This is a genomic window from Streptomyces speibonae, from assembly GCF_984686075.1.
Genome location: NZ_OZ480260.1, coordinates 2637379 through 2655319, shown reverse-complemented (window position 1 = coordinate 2655319; position 17941 = coordinate 2637379). Strand labels below are relative to the sequence as shown.

At 72.1% G+C, this 17941-nt stretch carries 16 protein-coding genes and 1 pseudogene; 5 read left to right on the top strand and 12 right to left on the bottom strand.

The window, feature by feature from the left end; genetic code table 11:
* Positions 1-3: 3 nt before the first annotated feature.
* On the bottom strand, positions 4-885 hold the full coding sequence (gene ligD, locus AC5L3C_RS11665; protein ID WP_493648938.1) for a non-homologous end-joining DNA ligase: 882 nt from the start codon (positions 883-885) through the stop codon (positions 4-6).
* 54 nt (positions 886-939) lie between these two features.
* Between ligD and ku the strand changes: the two genes are divergently transcribed.
* The gene (ku, locus tag AC5L3C_RS11660; protein ID WP_493648937.1) at positions 940-1917 is read left to right on the top strand and encodes a non-homologous end joining protein Ku; all 978 of its coding nucleotides are present in this window, start codon (positions 940-942) and stop codon (positions 1915-1917) included.
* A gap of 695 nt (positions 1918-2612) precedes the next feature.
* Here ku and AC5L3C_RS11655 read toward each other — a convergent pair.
* Entirely contained in the window at positions 2613-4442 is a 1830-nt protein-coding gene (locus AC5L3C_RS11655) for a beta-ketoacyl-[acyl-carrier-protein] synthase family protein (RefSeq protein WP_493648936.1), read from the bottom strand.
* Between the two features lie 401 nt (positions 4443-4843).
* Between AC5L3C_RS11655 and AC5L3C_RS11650 the strand changes: the two genes are divergently transcribed.
* Positions 4844-5359: a SigE family RNA polymerase sigma factor gene (locus AC5L3C_RS11650; protein ID WP_185930906.1), complete on the top strand. Its 516-nt coding sequence runs from the start codon at positions 4844-4846 to the stop codon at positions 5357-5359.
* On the top strand, positions 5349-6170 hold the full coding sequence (locus AC5L3C_RS11645; RefSeq protein ID WP_185930905.1) for a hypothetical protein: 822 nt from the start codon (positions 5349-5351) through the stop codon (positions 6168-6170). Before AC5L3C_RS11650 ends, AC5L3C_RS11645 begins: the two co-directional genes overlap by 11 nt.
* Before the next feature lie 59 nt (positions 6171-6229).
* Here the strand turns inward: AC5L3C_RS11645 and AC5L3C_RS11640 are convergent, their stop codons facing one another.
* The 10 genes from AC5L3C_RS11640 to AC5L3C_RS11595 all read right to left on the bottom strand — a co-directional run bounded on the left by AC5L3C_RS11640 (position 6230) and on the right by AC5L3C_RS11595 (position 16009).
* Entirely contained in the window at positions 6230-6892 is a 663-nt protein-coding gene (locus AC5L3C_RS11640) for a response regulator (RefSeq protein WP_493648935.1), read from the bottom strand.
* Positions 6889-8046 carry a sensor histidine kinase gene (locus AC5L3C_RS11635; protein ID WP_493648934.1) on the bottom strand — a complete coding sequence of 386 codons (1158 nt, stop codon included), beginning with the start codon at positions 8044-8046 and terminating at the stop codon, positions 6889-6891. Before AC5L3C_RS11635 ends, AC5L3C_RS11640 begins: the two co-directional genes overlap by 4 nt.
* Positions 8043-8891 (bottom strand): CPBP family intramembrane glutamic endopeptidase, encoded by an 849-nt coding sequence (locus tag AC5L3C_RS11630; RefSeq protein ID WP_493648933.1) that lies wholly within the window; start codon positions 8889-8891, stop codon positions 8043-8045. The genes AC5L3C_RS11635 and AC5L3C_RS11630 overlap by 4 nt, the downstream gene beginning before the upstream one ends.
* A gap of 269 nt (positions 8892-9160) precedes the next feature.
* Positions 9161-10012, bottom strand: coding sequence for a TauD/TfdA dioxygenase family protein (locus tag AC5L3C_RS11625; protein WP_493648932.1), 852 nt, complete (start codon positions 10010-10012; stop codon positions 9161-9163).
* 72 nt (positions 10013-10084) lie between these two features.
* Positions 10085-11356, bottom strand: a complete 1272-nt coding sequence (locus AC5L3C_RS11620; RefSeq protein ID WP_493648931.1) for an FAD-dependent oxidoreductase — start codon at positions 11354-11356, stop codon at positions 10085-10087.
* Positions 11353-11637 carry a hypothetical protein gene (locus AC5L3C_RS11615; RefSeq protein ID WP_493648929.1) on the bottom strand — a complete coding sequence of 95 codons (285 nt, stop codon included), beginning with the start codon at positions 11635-11637 and terminating at the stop codon, positions 11353-11355. The genes AC5L3C_RS11620 and AC5L3C_RS11615 overlap by 4 nt, the downstream gene beginning before the upstream one ends.
* Positions 11634-12590 carry a UbiA family prenyltransferase gene (locus AC5L3C_RS11610; RefSeq protein ID WP_493648927.1) on the bottom strand — a complete coding sequence of 319 codons (957 nt, stop codon included), beginning with the start codon at positions 12588-12590 and terminating at the stop codon, positions 11634-11636. The genes AC5L3C_RS11615 and AC5L3C_RS11610 overlap by 4 nt, the downstream gene beginning before the upstream one ends.
* Before the next feature lie 47 nt (positions 12591-12637).
* Positions 12638-13651, bottom strand: a complete 1014-nt coding sequence (locus AC5L3C_RS11605; protein WP_493648925.1) for a polyprenyl synthetase family protein — start codon at positions 13649-13651, stop codon at positions 12638-12640.
* Entirely contained in the window at positions 13648-14712 is a 1065-nt protein-coding gene (locus AC5L3C_RS11600; protein WP_493648923.1) for an aminotransferase class I/II-fold pyridoxal phosphate-dependent enzyme, read from the bottom strand. Before AC5L3C_RS11600 ends, AC5L3C_RS11605 begins: the two co-directional genes overlap by 4 nt.
* 670 nt (positions 14713-15382) lie before the next feature.
* Complete coding sequence (locus AC5L3C_RS11595; protein WP_125504222.1) at positions 15383-16009, bottom strand: sulfotransferase family protein; 627 nt, start codon at positions 16007-16009, stop codon at positions 15383-15385.
* Here AC5L3C_RS11595 and AC5L3C_RS11590 point away from each other — a divergent pair.
* Positions 16003-16569 (top strand): annotated as a pseudogene (locus AC5L3C_RS11590) (prenyltransferase/squalene oxidase repeat-containing protein); the annotation flags it as partial. The gene AC5L3C_RS11595 and the pseudogene AC5L3C_RS11590 overlap by 7 nt on opposite strands.
* Positions 16570-16728: 159 nt before the next feature.
* A complete protein-coding gene (locus AC5L3C_RS11585) occupies positions 16729-17811 on the top strand; it encodes a prenyltransferase/squalene oxidase repeat-containing protein (protein ID WP_493653827.1) in 1083 nt (360 codons plus the stop codon).
* Positions 17812-17941 lie beyond the last annotated feature (130 nt).

The window sequence follows — 17941 nt, the reverse complement described above, 5'->3', positions numbered from 1 at the left end:
GGACTACGGCAGCCGGCCCGCGTGCCCCGGCTCGAACAACGGCGCCAGCAGATCACCGTAGTCCTGCACGCGTGGCCCCATGTCGGGCGCCTGGAACGCCATCCGCTCCGGCGCCCGGCACTCCTCGACCTCCTCCCAGGTCACCGGCGCCGACACCAGCGGCTCGGGCCGCGCCCGCAGCGTGTACGGGGTGGCCGTGGTCTTCCGGGCCGCGTTCTGGCTCCAGTCGACGAACACCTTCCCCGGCCGCAGGCTCCGGGTCATCCGGTGCAGCGCCAGCCTGGGCATGGCCTTCTCCGCCTCCATGGCGAGCGCCTTGGCGTAGTCGGACACCTGTTCGGAAGAAGCGTCCCGCACCGCCGCCAGCAGATGCAGCCCCTTCGACCCGGAGGTCTTGGCGTACGCCTCGAAGCCGTCCGCCGCCAGCCGCTCGCGCAGCCACAGCGCGACCTCGCAGCACTCCACGACGGTCGCCGGGGCCCCCGGGTCCAGATCGAACACGATCCGGTCGGCCAGTCCGGGGTCCCCGATGAGCCACTGGTGCGTATGGAACTCGGCGACCAGGTTCGCCGCCCACATCAGGCTCGGCAGATCCTGCACCAGAACCATGCGGGCCGGGCCCTCGCTCCGGGGCACCTCGGCGGTGGTGACCCAGTCGGGCGTACCCGGAGGCACGTTCTTGGTGAAGAACACCTGCCCGTCGGGCCCGTCCGGATACCGCAGAAAGGACACCGGCCGCTCCCGCAGATGGGGCAGGAGCACATCGGCGACGGTCGCGTAGTAGTGCAGTACCTCCGCCTTGGTGAACCCGGTGGCGGGATACAGCACCTTCTCCAGATTGCTGAGTGCGAGCCGTCGCCCCTCCACCTCGGTGATAGGCGCCATACGATGAGAATCTCACGCAAACCATGACAAAGTGGTCGACAGGAGGTGCTGCACGTGAGGTCCATCTGGAACGGCGCGATCTCGTTCGGCCTGGTCAGCATCCCGATCAAGCTGGTGAACGCCACCGAGAACCACTCGATCTCCTTCCGCCAGATCCACACGGAGGACGGCGGCCGGATCCGGTACCGCAAGTTCTGCGAGCTGGAGGACCGCGAGGTCTCCAGCCAGGAGATCGGCAAGGGGTACGAGGACGCGGACGGCACGATCATCCCCATCACCGACGAGGACCTGGCCGACCTGCCGATCCCGACCGCCCGCACGATCGAGATCGTCGCCTTCGTCCCGGAGGACCGGATCGACCCGCTCCAGATGGACGCGGCGTACTACCTGGCGGCGAGCGGGGCCCCGGCGGCCAAGCCGTACACGCTGCTGCGGGAGGCGCTGAAGCGGAGCAACAAGGTGGCGATCGCGAAGTTCGCCCTGCGCGGCAAGGAGCGCCTGGGCATGCTCCGAGTGGTGGGCGACGCCATCGCCATGCACGGCCTGCTCTGGCCGGACGAGGTCCGCGCTCCCGAGGGCGTCGCGCCGGACACCGACGTCACCGTCCGGGACAAGGAGCTGGACCTCGCGGACGCCCTGATGGACACACTCGGCGAGGTCGACCTGGAGGACCTGCACGACGAGTACCGCGAGGCGCTGGAGGAGGTCATCGCCGCGAAGGCCTCCGGCGAGGCCCCGCCGGAGGCTCCCGCCCCGGAGCGGCCCGGTGGCAAGGTGCTGGACCTGATGGCGGCGCTGGAGAACAGCGTGCGGGCGGCGCGGGAGTCGCGGGGCGAGGAAGCCGAGGTCAAGGATCTTCCCCAGCGGAAGACGGCTCGGTCGTCGCCGAAGGACACGGGTGGGAAGAAGTCGACGTCGGCGGCGAAGAAGAAGACGGCGTCTTCGAAATCGACGCAGGGCGCCAAGAAGACAACGGCGAAAAAGTCCGCGCCCAAAAAGAAAAAGGCAACCCCCCGCAAACGCTCGGCGTAATCGCGGGCGGGGTTGCTGCGGGCCGGGGGTGTGCTGCACAGCCGGCGCCTCAACGCAGGCCGCGTTGGTGTGGCCCGGAGGTGTGCTGCACAGCCGGCGCTTCTGCAGGTGCCCTGCGTTGGTGCGGGCCGGGGGGTGTTCGCGCAGCCCGGCGCTTGCGGGGTGCCTCCCCCACTCTCGGCTCCGCTCGAGCGGGAGGTACCCCCATGAGCGGGGGGACCCCCATGGCCCTGGGGTTACCTCCCAGGCCCTTCAGGCACTGGGGGAGGCACGACTGCCCGCGGATGGCGCGGCTCGCGGGGGACGGGCGGCGCGCAGGCCGCCGCCCGCAGGCCGCTGCCCACTGCCCGCAGCGCGCAGGCCGCCGCCCGCAGGCCGCTGCCCGCTGCCCGCTGCCCGCTGCCCGCTGCCCGCAGGCCGCTGCCCGCTGCCCGCAGGCCGCTGCCCGCTGCCCGCAGCGCGCAGGCCGCCGCCCGCAGCGCGCAGGCCGCGGCGTGCGGCAGGCGCGGGCGGCGGGGAGGGGACGGGACGGGGGTGTGCGCCCGCAGTGGCTGGCGCGTCCGCACCGCCCACCCCCACCGACAAGCTCAATCGCGCCAGTCCGAGGACGTACACCCCCGGCCCGGCCCCGCACCACCCACCCACCGTGGGCGCTACGCGCACCCCCACCGGAGGGACAGTGGCGCCGCAGGTTTCTACGCCACGCGCCGCAGCGCCAGTACCGCGTTGTGGCCGCCGAAGCCGAACGAGTTGCTCAGGACCAGATCACCACCACCCGGCAGCCGTCGCGGCGCGTCACGGACGACGTCCAGGTCGATGGAGTCGTCCACCTCCGCACACCCCACCGTCGGCGGCATCACCCCATGGTGCAGAGTGAGCACCGCGGCGACCGCTTCGACCCCGCCCGCCGCGCCCTGCAGATGCCCCAGGTGCCCCTTGAGCGCCGTCACCGGCACCCTCAGCCGCCCCAGCACACCCCGCAACGCCCGCGCCTCGGCGAGATCACCGTCCACCGTCGCGGTCGCGTGCGCGTTGACGTGGACGACATCCGCGACCTGCCCCCCGGCGTCCCGCACGGCCCGCCGCAGCGCCAGCGCGATGCCGGACCCGGACGGATCCGGCGCCGCCACGTGGTGCGCGTCGGCCGACAGCCCCCACCCGGCGGCCTCGCAGTAGATCCGCGCCCCGCGGGCACGCGCGTGCTCCTCCGACTCCAGCACGAGCACCCCCGCCCCCTCCCCGTTGACGAACCCGTCCCGTCCCTTGGCGAACGGATGCGACGGCGAGCCCTCCGAGGGGTCACCCTCGGCCAGCGCCCGCATCGCGGCGAACGACGCCATGATCGCCGGCGCGACGACCGCCTCCGCCCCGCCCGCGAGGGCGACGTCGACCCGGCCGTACCGGATCCGGTCGACGGCCTCCCCGATCGCCTCGGTCCCGGAGGCACACGCGCTGGTGACGGTGCGCGCCTCACCGGTGATGTGCAGGTCGAGCGAGACCTGCGAGGCGGCCTGCGACGGCACGGTCATCGGCGTCGTCAGGGGCGAAACCCCACGCGCCCCCCGGTCCCGCAGCTTCCGGTCGCCCCCGACCAGCACCGACGCGTCCCCGAGGATCGCCCCGAGGCTCACCCCCACCCGCTCCGGGTCCAGCCCGCTCTCACGGGTACCGCCGTCCGCGTACCCCGCGTCGGCCCACGCCTCCCTCGCCGCCAGCACCGCGAACTGCGCGGCGCGGTTCATCCGCCGCGCCGCCTGGCGGGGCAGCAGCCCGGCCGGGTCCACCGGCACGGTCCCGGCGATCCGCACGGGCAGCCCGTCGAACTCCTCGTCCGCCAACTCCCGTATGCCGTGGCGTCCTTCGAGCAGCCCGTCCCACAACTCGCCCGTACCGACACCCAGCGGCGTCACCGCACCGAGCCCGGTGACGACGACCCGCCGCGCCCCGGCAGCCTCCGCCGCCCGCACGGGCCGCGGCTCGTGCCGCACGACGTTCCCCTCCCGATCCGCCTCGGCGGCCCACCGCCGCACATCCTCATCGGCCACATTCGCACCCGCCCCCGGACTCTCCCCCGGACTCTCGCCCGGATTCGCCCCCGCCCCCGTCTCCTCGTCCCCCATCCCCTCGTCCCGATACCAGACCCCCCACCGCCGCACATACGTCACTTCCCCGGCCAGCGGATGAACCGCCCGAAGGAACCGCACCCGGTCACCGTCCCGGAACTCCACCCCGTCGAGGGACGGCGAGCTCACCCGCGGCACCGCGTCCACGTCCATCCGCCGCCCGGCGACGGTCACCCGCTGCTCACGCCGCAGTACCTCCTCGTGGTCCACCCCGCCGAGCGGCGGACGCAGAGTGACCCGAATCACCTCAGGGGACTCGGGCAGCGTGTGCGTGACGACATGCCACCGGTGCTGTTCGGCGTCCTCGCGCGACAAGGCGAGCAGGTCACCGGGGACGACCTCGGCGGCGGTAACCGCGTACGGGCGTATGGGTACTTCGGGCGTTTCCGGGGAGTACGTCATATGACTGGATGCTCTCTTTGGTCCGAACTGTCGTACTGAAGCCGCTTAGAAGTGTTCTGTACGAACTGCGAACCGACCATTGTTGAACTCGAGACATGCCCGATTTGCCCCGCTATACCACACCGGTGACGCGGAACACACCCACCAAATCCCTACCCAATCACCCCACTTACTCGACCGTACGAGCACTGTGGAAAACGTCACGCACACCCCCGAACCCCGACCCCCACCCCCGAACCCTGACCACCCGCCCACCCGCACCGCCCGAAGCATCCCGGCACCCGCGTTCCACGTCTTCTCCCAGGGGTGTGCTTCGATGAGCGCGATCTGCCGAACCTGTACGCGTGGCGGTGGCGGTGGCGGAGGGGATGCAGGGGAAAACCGAGACTGCGGTGGAGGGCATGACCGAGGACGAGTTCGACGCTTTCTATGCGGCCGCCTTCCCCCGTCTGACCGGGCAGCTCTACACCTTCACCGGGGACCTCGGCGACGCCCAGGACGTGGTCCAGGAGGCGTTCGTGCGGGCCTGGGACCGGCGTCACAAGCTGTTGGCCGACGAGGCCCCGGAGGCGTGGGTGCGTACCGTCGCCATGCGCCTCGCGGTGAGCCGCTGGCGCCGCGCGAAACGCTGGCTTGAACTGGTGCGGCGCACCCCGCCACCGGAGTCGACACCCGGCCCGGGGCCCGACCGCGCCGCGCTGGTCGCCGCCCTGCGGCAACTGCCGGAGGCACAACGCAAGGCTGTGGTCCTTCACCACCTGTGCGACCTCAGTGTCGAGCAGGTAGCCTCCGAGACCGGGGCCCCCGTGGGGACGGTCAAGGTCAGGCTGTCCCGTGGACGGGCGGCCCTGGCCAAGCATTTGGCGGTGGAAGAGGCCGAGGAGCCGGCCTGGAGGGAGGGCGGCCGTGTCGGATGAACTCGCCGATGCCCTGCGCGAGTTGGCGGCACAGCACGAGACCCCTCCACGTGTGGAGGCCGCGGAGATCCGCGACCGGGCCCGGCGCCGCTCCCGCCGCCGCAGGGCGAGCGTCGCCCTCGGCACCACGGCGACGGCGCTCTGCGTGGTGACGGCGGCCGCCTTCACCCTGCACACCGAGGACCTCGACAGGCACGGGCACCTGCCGGGCAAGGCCTCGGGCACCGCCTCGGACTCGGCCGCCCCGAGCATGGCACCCCCGAGCATGGCACCCCCGAGCCGGGCGACCCGGGTCCCCGACCCCGCGCCGTCGGGCCGGCTGGACCTGGGCCTGCACACCCTCACCGTCCGCGACCGTGTCCTGCGCATCGACGCGCACTCCTTCGGCCGTTTCCCGGACGGCACCCGGCTGACCGTGGTCGCCAAGGCCGACACCGCGGTGCTGCGGCTGAGGGACGAGCCGAAGCTCGAAGAGGTCAAGGTCCCGTACATGGTGGAGCTGCGCACGCCCGACGGGGGACCCGTCTACGCCGGCGCCCTGGCCTACGACACCGGGGCGCTGCGGAAGCTGTCGGACGGCACGGGCTGGCTGGACATGAACACGCGGGACGCGCAGTGGTTCTACGCCCAGGTCCGCGAGGGCGACCGCATCGAACTCACGTCGACGAGCACCCCGCCCGCCGGAACCACCACCGACGCAGGCGAGGGGGGACCCAGGGCCGCCGTACCGGACCCGAACCCCACGGTCCGCGTACCGGAGGACGCCGGGACGGCAGCCGCCGCACCCCTGGAGGCACACCGGGCACGCTGAAAGGACAAAAGGGCAAAAGGACAAAAGGGCACCAGAACCGACCCGACGGCCGACGGAAACTACGTCACCAACCCCTGGCGGTACGCGTAGACAACCGCCTGAACCCGGTCCCGAAGCTGAAGCTTGGTCAGAATGCGCGAGACGAACGTCTTGACCGTCTCCTGGCTGATCACCAGCGACGCGGCGATCTCGCTGTTCGACAGCCCCTCCGCGATGAGCCGGAGCACCTCCAGCTCGCGCGGCGTCAGCGGGATCTCCCGGCTCCCGCCCTCCGCGGGACGGATCCGGGCGGCGTACCGGCCCACGAGCTGCCGCGTCACCTCCGGGTCCAGCAGCGCCGCGCCCATGGCCACGGTGCGGATCCCGTGCAGCAGCCGGTCCGGGGGCGCGTCCTTCAGCAGGAACCCGCTCGCCCCGGCGCGCAGCGCCTCGTACACGTACTCGTCCAGGTTGAACGTCGTCACCACGAGTACCTTGATCGGCTCCGCCACCCCGGCCCCGGCCAGCTGCCGGGTGGCCTCGATGCCGTCGAGCACCGGCATCCGGACGTCCATCACCACGACGTCCGGACGCACCTTGGCGGCGAGGTCGACGGCGGCCTGCCCGTCCCCGCACTCGCCCGCCACCTCGAGATCGGGCTGGGCGTCGATGATCGTCACCAGCCCGGTACGGATCAGCAACTGGTCGTCGCAGACCAGCACGCGGATCGGACTCGCGGTCACGCCGGTTTCCCGGAGGGTATCCGCGCCCGTACCACGAATCCGCCGCCGGGAGTCTTGTCCGCGCTGAACTCACCGCCCAGGACGTCGACCCGCTGGCGCAGACCGGCGAGCCCCCGCCCGCTCCCGCCCGGCGACGCGCCGACGCGCGCCCCGGAACCGTCCGTGCTGACCTCCACGGTGATGTCCCTCTCCGTATGCTGCACCTGAACCGAAGTACGGCTTCCGTGAGCGTACTTGAGAGCGTTGGTCAGAGCCTCCTGCACCACCCGGTACGCCACGAGATCTGCACTTCCGGTCGACGGGGCCGGTGTCCCCTTCTCCGTGAAGTCCACCGGCTGTCCGGCCCGGCGGGTCTGCTCCACCAGCGTGAGCAGCCGGCCGACGGGCGGTGTCCGGGCGTCCCCGCCGTGGTCGGGGTTGAGCAGGTCGAGCAGGTGCCGCAGATCGGTGATGGCCCGCCGGCCCGTGTCGGTGACGGCGGTCAGCGTGTCACTGAGCCGGTCCGGCGCGGCGGTCAGATACCGCGCCGCCTCCGCCTGGACGACCATCGCCGTCACATGGTGCGTCACGACGTCGTGCAACTCCCGTGCGATGCGCGAGCGTTCGGCGGCGCGGGTCTCCTCGGCGACCCTCCGGCGCCGTTCGGCCTCCGCGAGCCGCGTGGAGCGCAGCCACACCCCGATGCCCCACGCCAGGCACAACGCCAGGTAGAACGTCACGAAGTCGGCCGGGGTCTCCTCCGCGCCCCGCCGGTGGAACTCGGCCACCAGCAGCACGTACGCCACGGAGAAGACGGCCGCGGTCGTGCGCCGGTACTGCTCCAGATGCGCCCCCGCGCTCAGCAGCGCGATGGGCAGTGCGGAGCCCGCGTGGGAGTGGTAGCCGCGCAGTTGGTCCACGGCGAAGCCGACCGCCACCAGGGTGAGGCAGACGATCGGCAGCCGCCGTCGCACGGCGAGCGGAAGGGACTGCAGGGCGATCGCGGCGACCGCCAGCGCGTCGTACGGGCGGTCCGGCACCCCGCCGAACTGCGTGCCCCGGCTGTGCAACAGGGGCAGGAGGGGCGCCACGAGGAAGAACACGCCGAGCGGAAGATCCCTGAGCGTGACGTCCCATCGGCCCCACGCCTCCCGGGCCCGCCGAAGTCTGGTCACCGGGGGAGTGTAACGACGCCGGAGTCGACACTGCCGTCACGCCCGTCACGCCCGCCATGCGGCACCAGGTTCCCGCGCCGGCGGGCCAGCCACAGGAAGCCGATCGTCAGCAGCACACCGAACACCAGCGTGTACAGGCTCGCTTCGGGACCGAACTCCCCGCCGCCGATCAGGGTCGGACCGGACGTCGCGGATTCCAGCAGCCCCTGCTGGGTGTCGTTGCCGGAGACCTCGGTGCTGAAGATGCCGGACGCGGCGTAGTTCCAGCCGAAGTGCACACCGATCGGCATCCACAGATTGCGGGTGGCGACGTACGCGGCACCCAGCATGGGGCCCGCCGAGAGCGCGATCACCACGGCGCCCCACAGGCTGGCGTCCGGGTTGAGCAGGTGCCACGCCCCGAACAGCAGACTGGTCGGCACCAGTGCCCACCACGTACCGCCGCGTTCCTCGATGACCCGGAACAGCACGCCGCGGAACATCAGTTCCTCCGTGACGGAGGCGGCGGCCATGAACCCGGCGAGCCCGACCGCACCGGTGACCGACCCTATGCCGTCGATCTCGTAGTACCCCAGCAGAGCGATGTTCCCGATCACGCACCCGAACAGCACGATGCCGATCAGCACACCCCGGACGACCGTGGAGACGGCGCCTTCCCCGGCCGCCTCCGTGACCGTCCGGCGCTCGGTCCGCCGTACCACCCACCGGTACACCAGGATGGACAGCGCGACCGTCACGCCACCCAGGGCCAGGCTGAGCCACGGGTTGTCCTTCACCGCGTTGACGCTCTGTCCCCCGACCATGGACACCAGCACCAGGGCCAGCAACTGCCAGACCACTCTCACGACTTACTCCTCAACGAACCGGTCGTACCGAGCCTGTGAAACCGTGGAACCGCAGGACCGGTGCAACCGGTGGAACCGCAGAATCCGACGAACTCGCGGCACCTCGCCGCGACACCCCGAACGCTACGGATCCGCCGCCCCGGAATCGTCACCTCGCGGTGGACTCCTCCACGTAGCTCGCACGGGGGACAGCGGCCGGGCACCCCCTGGACGCGAGGTCACCGTGCGCAGGCCACCGGCCCGCGCGGAAGACCGGCGCCATCACCGGGTCATCGTGACCTCTCGGCACTGGCGCTGTCCGTTCCGGCCGACCAGTGGGGCCAGCGCGGCTCGTCGCCCTCCGGCTTGTCGCCCAGGATCGTCACCCGCCAGCCGACGCGGCGGCCCGTGTAGTCGTTGACCGCGTAATGCTGGGTGGCCCGGTTGTCCCACATCGCGATCGCGCCCGGCTGCCAGCGGTACCGGCACACCCGCTGCGGGCTCTCGGAGAGTTCGAAGAGATGTCGCAGCAGCGCGTCGCTCTCGCCGGGCGCCAGTTGCGCTATGCGCCGGGTGAACAGCCGGTTGACGTACAGGGACCGGCGGCCGGTCTCCGGGTGGGTGCGGACCACCGGATGTTCCGCTTCACTGCGGTACGGCATGGACGGGTGCTCGAAGACGTGCACCGCGGTGAGCCCGTCGAGCATCTCCCGCAGAGGCGGGGACACCGCCTCGTAGGCCAGGTACTGGTTGCTCCACATCGTGTCCCCGCCGGCCGGCGGGGACACGACGAGCTGCAGCACCGAGGCGATCGGGGGAGACGGCGAGAACGTCACGTCGGTGTGCCAGACGTCGGCCTTCGCGCCGAGCTCCGAGTCGAGTACCACGACTTCGTCGTGCTCCGGCAGCTTGGGCAGGAAGGGGTGCACCTCCAGCTCGCCGAACCAGCGGCCGAACTCCTTGTGCGCCTCGGGTGCCAACCCCGCCGCGTCCGGGAAGAACAGCACCAGATGCTCCAGCAGAAGTCCGCGTACGGCCGTGAAGTCCGCCTCCGTCATCCGGCCGAACGGCACCCCGCGCACCTCGGCGCCGAGCGCGCCCGACACCGGGCGGACCTCGAAGCGGGTTTCGTTGCTCGTCATCACCACATCACCTTTTCCGGGTTTTCCCGACGGCCCGCGAAAGCTGCTCCCGGGCAGGACAGAGAAGAGGCGTCATGTGTGCCGCGCCCACGCCGGCTCCTGCCGCGCCCGCGGGTCCGGCAGCAGCCCGATCTGGTGCAGCCGGTCGAGAAGGGTCAGCGGATGCGTGCCGAGCCCGGCCATGTTGTACATGACCGTGTAGCGGATCCGGTCGTTGGCGCCCGTGCACCGCAGGGCACGCCGTCCCAGCAGCCGGCCCGTCCACGACAGGTCGGTCACCATGCGCGCGGCGTTGTGGCTGATCCGCCCCACGTGTACGAGGTCGGCGTGGCGCGCCCGTCCGTACGCGAGCAGCGCCCGGTCCACGGACGCGTCCGTCAGGTCACCGCACTCCCGCAGCACCGCGGCCAGGCGGTCGGCGTCGGCGACGGCACTGTTCATGCCCTGAGCCGCCATCGGATGCACGAGGTGCCCGCAGTCACCGACCAGAGCCAGTCCCGGCCGGGTCAGCCGGGGCGCCAGCGCCCGGCCGACCGGCAGGGTCTGACGCCGTGGCAGGGCCTCGTGGATCGCGTCCGCCAGCGGGCCGAGCGCCGGGGTGTCCCGGACCAGCGCGGCGGCCCAGCGGGCCTGCTCACCCGGTTCCGCCCCGCGCAACTCCCCGGGCCCGACTTGCGCGTACAGCCGGACCCGGCCCCCCGGAAGCGGATAACGCAGCCGCAGCCCGCGCGCGGTGACGTACGCCGAGAAGTCGGCATCGACCTCCGGCGCGCCGGTCAGCTCCATCGCGACCAGCCGGTGCGGATACTCCTGCCGGGCCAGGCCGATCCCGGCCGCCCGCCGAAGCCGGGAGGAGATTCCGTCGGCCGCCACCACCAGCGCCGCCGACACGGTGCGCGGCGTGCCGTCCCCGGTCAGCCGTACACCCGTGACGCGGCCGTCGGGGCGCCGGAGCAGTTCGTCCGCGAGCACGCCGCGACGCAACTCGACGGAGGGCGGCAACGCCTCGGTGAACGCGCGCAGGATGGCCGGGTAGTCGTGCGCCAGCAGCCAGTTGCCGTCGACGGGCAGCCGCCGGTAGTCCAGCGTCATCCGCGCGGTGCCGTCCTGGTCACGGGCGACAAGCCGGTCCAGGCGCAACGCGCCCGCCCGCTCCAGCGCCCCGGACACGCCCCAGTCGCCCAGGACCCGCAGCGCACCGGGCTGAAAGACCTCGCCCTTGGCCACCGGCCGGGGCCGGGGCTGCTTCTCCACCAGCAGCACGCGCAGGCCCAGCCGTCCCAGCGCACAGGCCGCCGCCAGACCGCCGACACCCGCGCCGCACACCACCGCGTCCACGTTCATCGGGCGCTCCTCGGCAGCCGGAGCGTCCTGGAGGACCGGGCGGTGGCCGGGCCCCTCCCGGCCGCCCGGCCCGGCCGTGCGGCGCCCCGGGCGACGAGGCCGGCGGAGCCTTCGGGACGGGCGGAGCGCGGTGCGCCGACCGCACCGACGGTCACCGGCGGCGGCACCGGAGCGGGCGCTCCGCGGCCGAACACGCCGTCCGGTCGTGGCGCCGCGGACGCAGTGCCGGCGGCCGCGTCGATCGCATCGGGGGCCTCGTCCACGAGCAGAGGTGTGGTCATGCCGCGGGATCCTTTCCGACGAGGGCGGTCGGGGCGGTCGGGAACTCGTGGCACGCGCGCATCAGCCTCTGGGTGACCAGGGAGAAGATCAGGACCGGCACCAGGACGACGGTGGCCGTGACCACCCCCCGGGCACCGGCGAGGACCGCGGCGGCCAGCACCAGCCGCTCCGCGACCAGTACCTCGTGCGCGCGCAGTGCGGACCGGGCGTCGATCGAGGGCCCCGACCGCAGCAGCGGTACGAATGCGGCCGTGCCGCAGCCCGCGGCGACGGCGAGCAGCGACACCTGCCCGGCCGCGTCGCGCGGTGCCCATACGGCGGCCGAGGCGACCAGCGCGAGACCGCCCGCGTACAGGGCGAGGGCCAGCCGGACCGCGTGCCGCACGCCGTGCCGTACCGGTACCGAGCGGTACCCGCCCGCCCGGTCGCCGTCCACGTCCCGCACGGTGCCGACCAGGTTCGACGCGGTGTCGTGCAGCAGGAGCCCGGCGGCCACCGGCAGCAGCGACCAGGGCGGCTCGGGCCGTGCGATCATCGCGCCGATCACGACGGCGAGGGCGGCCAGCGCGCCCCGGGACACGTTCCCGGACAGACCGCGCTTCTTGAAGACCCGGCTGTAGCCGACGATGCCGGCCACCGTCGTCAGGAACAGCGGCAGGATGGCCCAGTTGGCGGCGACCACCAGGACGGCGCTGGCCGTCGCGCACACGACCCCGCCCGCCAGCGCCGCGTCCGCCGACAGCCGTCCGGAGGGGATCGGCCGCTGCGGCTTTCCGATCGCGTCCAGCTTCCGGTCGAACCAGTCACCCAGATAGTGCCCGGACAGCCAGCCCAGCGCCGTCGCGGCCGCGGCGACCGCCGGCCGCCCCGTTCCGGTGCCTCCGGCCCAGACGGCGCCGGCCAGCCCGAGCAGGGCGGGATAGCCCGTCGTGTACGGACGCCAGGTCTGCACATGGGCCAGGACGGTCGTCCGGCCGCGTGTCCACCGGCCCGCCACGGCTAGCGGTCCCGGCGCACGGTCAGGTCCGCGATCGCCGCGAGCAGTCCTCGCGCGTCGCTGCGGGGCAGCGGGGTCAGCGCCTTTCCCGCCTGCGCGATCTCGGCATACGCCTGCGCCCGGGCGAGGTCGAGGGCGCCGGTCGCGACGACCACCTCGCGCAGCGCGGCGAAGGTGGCCTGCGGGGTGAGCCCGCCGCCGAGGGCCCGCTCCAGACGGCGTCGGTCGTCCGGGCCTGCGGCCTGGTGGGCCAGCAGCACCGGGAAGGTCGGACGCAGGTTGGCGGCGTCACTCGTGCCGGGTTTGCCGGTGACGGCCGGGTCCGCGAGATACGGCAGCAGGTCGTCGTACATCTGGTAGGCCAGCCCCAGGTGGCCGGCGAAGGCGGTGACCGCCTCGGTCTCCTCCGGCGAGCCTCCGCTGAGCAGCGCACCGGCCCGGCAGGAGGCCCGCAGCAGGGCCCCGGTCTTGAGCGAGGCCATCTCCCGGTAGGCGTCCAGGCCGCCCTCGCCGGGCCACGCGTCGGCCAGCGTCGTCTCCTGCACCTGTCCCCGGCACAGGTCCTCGCCGGCTTCCGCCAGCACCCGGACCGCGGCCAGCACAGCCGTGTCCGGCACCCCGAGCGCGGTGCACTCGGCGACCACCGAGAACACCTGGAACAGCAGTGCGTCCCCGGTGGCGATCGCGTCCGGCACACCGTAGAGCGCGTGCACGGAACTCTGGCCGCGCCGCAGGTCGTCGCCGTCGATGACGTCGTCGTGGATCAGCGAGGCCACGTGCAGGTACTCCACGGCCAGCGCCGCCGGAATCACCTCGTCGCGCGATCCGCCGGTCGCCTCGGCGGAGGTCACCAGCAGCAGCGGCCGCAGCAGCTTGCCGGGGGCGAGCAGTGCGTAGCGGGCGATCTCGTGCAACCGGTCACCGCCGTCCGGCCAGCGGACGTCGAGCTCCCGGCGCAGTGCCCTGGCCGCCGGGGACAGCGTGACCTCCCGGACCGCCACGGTCTCGGCGGTCATCCGGCACACTCCGGCGCCGGACCCTCCTGAGCGGTGTGTTCCTTCGCGACGAAATCCTTGGCCAGGGTCAGGACGGCGTCGTTGGCCTCCGGGGTGCCGGTGCTCACGCGCACGCCCGCGCCCGCGATCTCACGCACCCTCACACCCTGGGCCTCCAGATGGTCCACGAACGCCTTGCCCCGCTCACCGAGCGGCAGCCAGAGGAAGTTCGCGCCGCTGGGCGGCACCTCCAGGCCCAGGTCCAGCAGCCCGGCCCTGACCCGGTCCCGCTCCCGGGCGACCTCGGCGCATCGATCCCGCATCGCGTCCTCGGCCTCCAGCGCGGCCATCGCGGCGGCCTGCGCGACGGTGCTCACCCGGAAGAACGGCGTCATCCTGTGCAGTGGCCCGACCACCGCCTCCGCACCGGCCAGATGGCCGACCCGCAGTCCGAGCAGCCCGTGCGACTTGGAGAACGTCCGCACGACCGCGATCCGTTCGTCACGTTCCGCCAGCGTCATGGCGTCGGCGAGTTCGCCGGGCCCCGCGAACTCGCGGTACGCCTCGTCGACCAGCACCAGCACGCCCGGCGGCAGCGCGGCCATGAAGTCCTTCAGCCGGTCGTGCCCGAGTACCTCGCCCGTCGGGTTGTTCGGGTTGCACAGCAGGACCGCCTTGGTGCGGTCCGTCACGGCGGCGGCCATGGCGGTCAGATCGTGCTCCTGGCCGGTCAGCGGTACCGCGACCGGTTCGGCCCCGGCGTTGCGGATCAGGAGCGGATACATCTCGAACGACGGCCAGGCGTGCACCACTTCGGTGCCCGGCCCGGCGTGGGCGTTCAGGAACTGCTGGAGCAGCGCGGCCGACCCCGGGCCCGCCACGACCCGGGCAGGCGGCAGGCCGAGCCGGCGTGCCAGTTCCTCGGTGAGCCCGGTGGCGAGGGCGTCGAGGGTAAGATTGACGTGCTCACTCGACTCCCGGACCGCCCGGGCCACACCGGGTAACAGTGCCGAATGGTTTTCGTTCAGGGAGAGTTCGTGTATTGCCGGATCCACGGGATGGCCTTCCTGTCGACGTGCCATGGGGCAGGGAGAAGGCAGCCGCGACCGCTTGGTGATGACGGCGCGGTGAAAGGGAATGCGCGCGGTGACGTGATGAGGGGAGCGCAGAGGAATCGGTGGGGGAGACCGGAGACAGAACAGGCGCGAGAATGGGGGAGCACTGTTCCATACGGCGGCTTATGGAGCGCCGACTCTCTCAGTTTGACCATGTAACGGCTCCCCGCGCAAGCACCGGTCCGATGAAGTCCGGAAAGGGCGATTTGTTCCGGATGGGGTGGCAATTGGAGCGTCGGTATGCGGCGGTCGGGGAATGCTTCCCCCGTCGCAGTGTGACCTTTGCCATGTTTATTTCGCGCAGCGGCGTCGTGCGGGGGAAAGCTGCGCGAGTCGCGGCCAGGTCCTCGTGCGGAAGCCGGTGCATTCGCTCGTACCGGTCTGATCTGGCGTGATGGGCGGAGCGGGCGGTGCCGGACGCGCGACGGCGACGGCGCTGACTGCTTAGTGGGACGGGCCGGTGCGGGCGCTGCCGGCGGCGCCCGTGGCACTCCTGACACGGGAGAGGGCTGCTGCTATCACAGAATCCGCGACGCGGAAGTCATTCGCTGGTGGAGAGCACCTGACTTACTGGTCAGGAAAGGAAGTGACACTTATGCGCCGGCGGGAAAGCGGGTGCGGTCGAACCGCGGTCGGGTCACAGCTGCGCCATGGCCCGAAGCTCCGCCGTGGTGTTGCGGTGCGGGAACGGTCGCTCAGGTTCTGGTACGTCCAGGGCGCGGCACAGCGGCCCCCACCCGTCGGCGGGGGACCACTCGACCAGCCGGTCGGCCGGCACGAGCGAGCGCACCTCGTCGTTGTGCGCCTCATAGGCGGCTTTGGCGGCGCGCTCGTCGGCCCAGGCGGCCGTCAGGTGCTCGACGGTCGTGAGGTGGCCCAGTTCGATGATCCGCGCGTCCGCGTGCTCCGGGTGCGCCAGGTGCCGCTCCAGCACGGGGACGACCGTCTGCGAAAAGCTGCGCCACCAATCCTCGGTGTCACGGACCGAAAGCACCACGAGCGCCTCCGGGAACACGGTCTGCAGCTCACGCCAGAATGCCGACGTGGGCCCGCCGACGGCGGCGCCGTAACCGTCGAAAAAACTCTCCCAGCCGGACGAGGGACTGCCTTCCGTAAAGGCTTGTTCCCACGGCGAGACATGCTCGGGGCGCTGGGTCACCTCTAGCATGTGATAGCACTTCCGGCCCAGCAATTCGCTCAGGCCGAGATGCAGAGAGAACGTTCCGGTGCGCCCGATTCCGGCCCCGATGATGCGTAATGACACTGGCGATCTCCGTTCGGTTCGGCACAGTTGGCCGAAATTTACGAGAAGCGTCTCGACCCTGTCAAGGAATGGTGATTTCACGAAGCTTCAGGAGTTCCAGGAGAAGGGAGGAACAGGTGCAGCCGACGAGTCCGCAACTGCTTGACCAGGTCAATGACGCGATGCATGCCGGTGCACGTGCTCTTTGGGACGTACAGCGGCCTGACGGGGTATTCGATTATGGAGGGGAGAAATGGACGTCGGTGCTGGCGACGGTGGGTGCTGTCTCCGCGCTGCACTGCGCCGATCCGGTGCGTTCCGCGGATCTCGTGGTGAGAGGCGTGGAGTGGCTGTGCCGTCACCAGGCCGCGGACGGTGGCTGGAGCACCATTCGTGATATGCCGTCCGAGGCCGGTCCCACCGCGGTCGCCGCGGCGGTGCTGCATGAACTCGCGCCGCGACGGGCGGATGAGACCGTCCGTGCGGCCCGGTCGTGGCTCGACGATTACGGCGGGCTGGAGGCGATTCCCCATCGGGAGATGGCTGCGGTGTGCAGGCGGTTTTATGCCCGGGCCGGCTGGCTGGATGCAGAGAACCTCCCGAGGCTGCCTCTCGGACTCGCCGCTTTTCCGCGGTTGTTCCGTGAGCTGCTCGATTTCCGTGCGCCGCTGGTCGCTGCCGCGGCGCTTTCTCAGGCCCGTACCCGTCCACGGGGCCCGGCGGGGCGGTTGCTCGACCGGATGGGAACGCCTGCCGCGCTCCGGCTGATCCGGCAGATCTACGAACACGAGGGGATGACGGGGGAGTTCAGCGAGGATCCCTGGGCGGCGGGTCTGACCTGCGAGGCGCTGGCGCGGTCGGGCGCGGCACCGGATCTGGTGGCGCTGACCGTGGAGTGGCTGCGCTCGAAGGCGAACCCGGACGGCTCGTGGAACATGATGCCGCTGGATCTGACCTGGTCCGTCTATGCCGTCGAGGGCCTGATGGGGGCCGGCTACGGTGCCGACCCGCGGCTGGCTCTGTCCCGGTCGCTGTTCCATGACCGTCAGCAGGACCAGCCCTTCGCCGCCTTCGGCTGCCCGGCGGGCTTCTGGGGGTGGTCCTCGCCGCACGGCTGGCCGGCGGCCGTGGAGACCGCCGAGATCACGTCCGCTCTTGCGTGCATGCCCGGCGGGAGGGAGGACGCGCATGTCGCCCGGGGCGTGGAGTGGCTGCTCGCACAGCAGGACGGCCGGGGTTCGTGGAGTCTGTGTGTCCGCAACACCAAGGTCGACAACTGCGGCCCCTGCCCGCACACCACGGCCCAGGCCCTGGTCGCGCTGCTGAACGCGGGGGTGCCCGCGGACGGGCGGTCCGTGCGGGCGGCGGTGCGCTGGCTGCTGGGCAGCGGGCGGGAGGACGGCTCGTTCGACTCGGTCTGGTACCGCGGCCACACCTCCGGAACGTCGGTGGTGCTGGAGGCGCTGGTGAAGGCCGGGGCCGGCGGACATCCCGCCGCCCGGCGGGCCGCCGACTGGCTGGTGCGTACCCAGCGTCCGGACGGTTCGTGGAGCACGGGCGATGGGGTGACGCCGGGAACGGTGGAGGAGACCGCGTGGGCGGTGTGGGCCCTGCTGTCCGCCGGGCGCGGCGCGGACGACGAGGGTGTCCACCGGGGTGTGGTCTGGCTGCTCGCACAGGGATCCGAGGGCGGATGGCCGCAGGCGCCGGTCAGCGAGTTCATCCGTGGCGCGTCCCGCTTCCCGAACGGCGGACTGACCAACGGCCTCGCGCTGCGTGCCCTCGCCGCCTTCCTCGACGCGTCCGGGCGCCGGCCCGGCTGACGCGCGGGGGGACGCGCGGGGGACGCGGGGGACGCGGGGGACGCGGGGGGACGTCACACTCCGCGTGACGTCCCCCCGCGTCGGGTCTCGCATGACACACGCGGGGCCCCGGGCCCACCTCTTCACCTGC

Coding starts and splice junctions, on each gene's coding strand:
- AC5L3C_RS11605 (WP_493648925.1), bottom strand. CDS start 13,651: ATGACCGCCGAGACCGTGGCGGTCCGGGAGGTCACGCTGTCCCCGGCG.
- AC5L3C_RS11625 (WP_493648932.1), bottom strand. CDS start 10,012: ATGACGAGCAACGAAACCCGCTTCGAGGTCCGCCCGGTGTCGGGCGCG.
- AC5L3C_RS11620 (WP_493648931.1), bottom strand. CDS start 11,356: ATGAACGTGGACGCGGTGGTGTGCGGCGCGGGTGTCGGCGGTCTGGCG.
- AC5L3C_RS11615 (WP_493648929.1), bottom strand. CDS start 11,637: ATGACCACACCTCTGCTCGTGGACGAGGCCCCCGATGCGATCGACGCG.
- AC5L3C_RS11585 (WP_493653827.1), top strand. CDS start 16,729: ATGGGAACGCCTGCCGCGCTCCGGCTGATCCGGCAGATCTACGAACAC.
- AC5L3C_RS11655 (WP_493648936.1), bottom strand. CDS start 4,442: ATGACGTACTCCCCGGAAACGCCCGAAGTACCCATACGCCCGTACGCG.
- AC5L3C_RS11650 (WP_185930906.1), top strand. CDS start 4,844: ATGACCGAGGACGAGTTCGACGCTTTCTATGCGGCCGCCTTCCCCCGT.
- ligD (WP_493648938.1), bottom strand. CDS start 885: ATGGCGCCTATCACCGAGGTGGAGGGGCGACGGCTCGCACTCAGCAAT.
- AC5L3C_RS11600 (WP_493648923.1), bottom strand. CDS start 14,712: ATGGCACGTCGACAGGAAGGCCATCCCGTGGATCCGGCAATACACGAA.